The sequence below is a fragment of the Jidongwangia harbinensis genome, assembly GCF_020216025.1.
Lineage (GTDB): Bacteria > Actinomycetota > Actinomycetes > Mycobacteriales > Micromonosporaceae > Actinoplanes > Actinoplanes harbinensis.
In genome coordinates this window covers 1-1458 of the sequence record NZ_JAIWNC010000105.1, presented here as the reverse complement: position 1 = coordinate 1458, position 1458 = coordinate 1, and the positions used below count along the sequence as shown (strand labels likewise).

Here is a 1458-nt window from a genome sequence, read left to right as displayed (position 1 = left end):
TGCCTAACACTGGTGCGGTCAGAATGGAAACGTTTCCACGCTCGGGACCTGCTGGAACTTTCGGTGCTGGTTCGGGTGGCGTTTCCGTTTCCTTGGGTGTCGGAGGGGAGGGCCCTGGTGTCCACCTACGTGGGTCGCTCGAAGTTGCGGGTTGCGGTCGTGGCGGCGGTGTCGGTGTCGGTGTTGGCGGTCGGGGCGGTGGCGACGTTCGGGCCGCGTTCGGCGTCCGCGCGGGCTGCGGTGGTGGCGGCCGCGGGGGTGGAGGACGAGGGTGCGAACTGTGTGGTGCCGGAGCCCGGTGGTGCGGTGTCGAATGCGCGGTTGCCGGATCCGTTCCTGCGGATGAACGGCACGCGGATCACCTCGACGGGGGACTGGCAGTGCCGGCGGGCGGAGATCAAGAAGCTCGCGGAGCGGTATGTGTACGGGGCGAAACCGGGCAAGCCGGCGAGTGTGACCGGGACGGTGTCGAGTTCGTCGATCTCGGTGAACGTGTCCGAGGGCGGGCGTAGTGCGAGTTTCACGGCGCGGGTGGAGTTGCCGTCGGGCTCGGGTCCGTTCCCGGCGGTGGTGGTGTTGGGCGGGTTCGGTGCGGACACCGCGGCGATCAAGGCGGCGGGGGCCGCGGTGATCAATTATGACCCGTATGTGGTGGGCCGGGAGGGCACGCCGCGTACCAACAAGCAGGGGGCGTTCTACTCGATCTACGGGGCGTCGTCGTCGACCGGGTTGTTGGTGGCGTGGGCGTGGGGGGTGTCGCGGATCATTGATGTGCTGGAGTCGTCCGGGGGGAGCGTTCTGCGGGCGGACGCGACCGGGGTGACGGGGTGTTCGCGGTTCGGTAAGGGCGCGTTCGTGGTGGGTGCGTTCGATCAGCGGATCGCGTTGACGATGCCGATCGAGTCGGGGTCGGCGGGGGTGCCGATCTTCCGGGGTATCCCGGGGGAGGGTGCGCAGAGTCTGTCGAGTGCGTACGGGGAGCAGCCGTGGCTGGGTGATGCGTTCGGTTCGTTCACGGGTAATCCGAACGGGTTGCCGGTGGACACCCATCAGGTGGTGGCGATGGTGGCGCCGCGGGGGTTGTTCGTGATGGACAATCCGCATATCGCGAATCTGGGGCCGCGGTCGGCGAGTGTGGCGGCGTTGGGTGGTGCGGAGGTGTACCGGGCGTTGGGTGCCGGTGCGAACATCACGTATCACTCCGATGTGTCGGACGGGACGCATTGCGCGAGCCGGGCGGAGTGGCGGCCGTTGTTGCAGCAGCACCTTCAGAAGTACCTGTTGCGCAGCGGGAACGCGGCCGGGACGATCCGGATACACAGCAAGGCCACCGGGAACCTGGCGAGCTGGCGGGACTGGCAGACCCCGACGCTGACCACCAGCAACCCGCCGAGCGACCCGCCCACCAGCAACCCACCGAGCAACCCGCCGACCAGCAACCCGCCGAGTGAGCCGCCG

General features: G+C 68.4%; 1 protein-coding gene. It reads left to right on the top strand.

Features of this window, described 5'->3' with window-relative positions; genetic code table 11:
- Positions 1-117: 117 nt before the first annotated feature.
- Positions 118-1458, top strand: a 1341-nt coding sequence (locus LDL48_RS43165; protein WP_225261002.1) for a glucuronyl esterase domain-containing protein, incomplete at its 3' end; no start/stop codon positions are given.